Below are 2,255 nucleotides of genomic sequence, written 5' to 3'. Positions count from 1 at the left end.
GGGGATCTTGGTAGCGAGAATGGCAGGTCAACGTGTGGAGTGGCGGATCATGACGATAGCGATTTAGATATTTAGATGTTTGGAGGCTTCGCGGATGCTCAGGGGAGAGAGGGTATCGGCGTGGGTGTTTAGAAAGTTGCGGACGGCGTCGGGGTTGGTGCGGGCGTATTCGCGAAGTGCCCAGCCGAAGGCTTTGCGGATAAAGAGCTCATCTTCGTGGGCCAGGTGGAGGCAGTAGGCGAAGAGTTTCCGGGGGTCGGTGTGGGATTTGAGGCGATTCTGGGCGAGCAGGGCGGCGCGGCGGATCCAGAGGTCGGGGTCGTGGAGCCAGCGGTCGAGGGTGGGCCAGGTCTGGTGGGGATGGTGGTTAAGGACGGAGCCGACGAGGTGGGTGGTGATCTCGTCGGTGAAGTCCCACCAGGCGCCGTCTCGGATGAGGCGTTCGTAGAGGGGGAGGGAGGCGGGGGTGATGAAGGGTTTGAAGCGTCTGGCGAGGCGGATGGCGATGTATTTTTCTTCGCGGTGGGGGAGTTGCCAGAGAGCTTCGATGAGGGCGACGTAGTTGTGGTGGTCGGCGAGGTGGATGTCGGGGGCGAGTGTTTTGACGATCTAGTCGCGGGGGCCGGCCTGGACGCCGTAAAAGGGCATGGATGTTTTCATGTACGCCGCCATCTTCTCGGCGTTATCGGGGTCGGCGAGTGCCTGGAGGTGTTGGGAGACGCGGCAGGCGATGGGGGTGGGGTCGAAGGGCATAGGAGGTGTGGGGAGGGGGATTGTGGAGAGGGGAGGCGCTGGCGGAATGGTGTGCGGTGGTTGAGTGCCAGCGGGGGAGGTGGCAGGGGGATGCTATCCTTACCCCCCTTCCACGAGTACGATCCCTGCCGGTAGCCGCCATTCGCCGACCGTTCCAGAGGTCCGAAACGTTAAGCCCGGCCTTTGAGCATGCCGTGCCAGTACATCTCGGGGAGCATGTAGGCTTTGAGGGCGTACATGCTGTAGCGCTCCTGAGCCTGGTCGAAGGGGAAGCTCTCGACGGGGTTTCCGTCGTAGTCGAATTCGGCCAGGATCAGGCGGCCGTAGCCGGTGACCAGGGGGCAGGAGGTGTAGCCGTGGTAGGCGGCCGTCAGGGGGCGGCCCTGGCGCCTGGCGAGCAGGTTTGCGACGAGGACGGGGACCTGTTTGCGGATGGCGGCGCCGGTTTTGGCGGTGGGCAGGCTGCTGGCGTCGCCGGCGGAGAAGACGTCGGGGAAGCGGGTATGCTGGAGGGTGTGGCGGTCGACCTCGACCCAACCGCCGGCGTCGGCCAGGGGGCTGGTTTTGATGAAGTCCGGCGCGCTCTGAGGCGGGGTGATATGGAGCATCTCGTAGGGGAGTTCCAGGGGGGCTTCGCCATGGAGGCTCTCAAAGACGGCGAGCTTCTCGTCGGGGCGCACCTCAATGAGGTTGCGGCCGAAGTGGGTGTGGATGTCGCGTTCGGCGACGAGTTTTTGCAGGGCCTTTTTGTACTTTTCGACGCCGAAGATTGCGCCGCCGGAGCTTACGAAGTGCACATCGGCCCGGTCGCGGAGCCCCTGTTTTTGGAGGTAGTGCTCGGAGATCCACATGATTTTTTGGGGTGCGCCGCCGCATTTGACGGTGCCTCTGGGGAAGGTGAAGAGGGCGTTGCCAGCGCGGAAGTTTTGGAGGGCCTCCCAGGTGGAGTTGACGGTGTCGTAGGCGTAGTTGGAGCAGATGCCACCCTGGCCCATGTGGCCGTCGAGGCCTTTGATCTTGTGCCAGTCGAGCTGGAGGCCGGGGGCGACGATGAGCTGGTCGTAGGAGTAGGTGCGGCCTTCGGCGGTGGTGACGCTGTGGGCGTCGGGAGCGAAGGTGGCGGCGGGCTCTTTGAGCCAGGTGACGCCGGGAGGGATCACCTCGCTCATGGGCTTGCGGGTGTGCTCGCGGGTAAATACGCCGCCGCCGACCAGGGTCCACAGGGGCTGGTAGTAGTGCCAGTCGGCGGGCTCAAGGATGGCCACGTGCAGGGGGGCGTCTCCCGAGGAGAGGCGCGCGGCGGCGGAGATGCCGGCGGCGCCGCCGCCGACGATGAGGATGTCGTAGTGGGAGGTCATCAGGGGCTCCTGTGGGGGCAAGCGTGGGAAAAGACGGTGGCGAGGCGTTTAGCCGGGGAGCTGGCGCGGAGCGTCGGCGTCGGCCAGGGCGGCACCGAAGGCGCGGGCGACTTCCAGGGCGAAGCCGAGCGCGCGGCGCACGTT

The 2,255-nt window shown here is 65.2% G+C and carries 2 protein-coding genes; both read right to left on the bottom strand.

The window, feature by feature from the left end; all coding sequences use genetic code 11:
- Positions 1-63 precede the first annotated feature (63 nt).
- Positions 64-549: a DNA alkylation repair protein gene (locus DL240_RS21035; RefSeq protein WP_430673514.1), complete on the bottom strand. Its 486-nt coding sequence runs from the start codon at positions 547-549 to the stop codon at positions 64-66.
- 374 nt (positions 550-923) lie between these two features.
- A complete protein-coding gene (locus DL240_RS19350) occupies positions 924-2,111 on the bottom strand; it encodes an NAD(P)/FAD-dependent oxidoreductase (RefSeq protein WP_111730055.1) in 1,188 nt (395 codons plus the stop codon).
- Between the last annotated feature and the right edge of the window lie 144 nt (positions 2,112-2,255).

It is taken from the genome of Lujinxingia litoralis, from assembly GCF_003260125.1.
Lineage (GTDB): Bacteria > Myxococcota_A > Bradymonadia > Bradymonadales > Bradymonadaceae > Lujinxingia > Lujinxingia litoralis.
Note: the sequence above shows the minus strand (reverse complement) of the source record. Positions and strands in the feature narration are given on the sequence as shown.

What these genes read in the sequence shown, in the direction of transcription:
- DL240_RS19350 (WP_111730055.1), bottom strand. Translation starts at nt 2,111, where the DNA reads ATGACCTCCCACTACGACATCCTCATCGTCGGCGGCGGCGCCGCCGGC.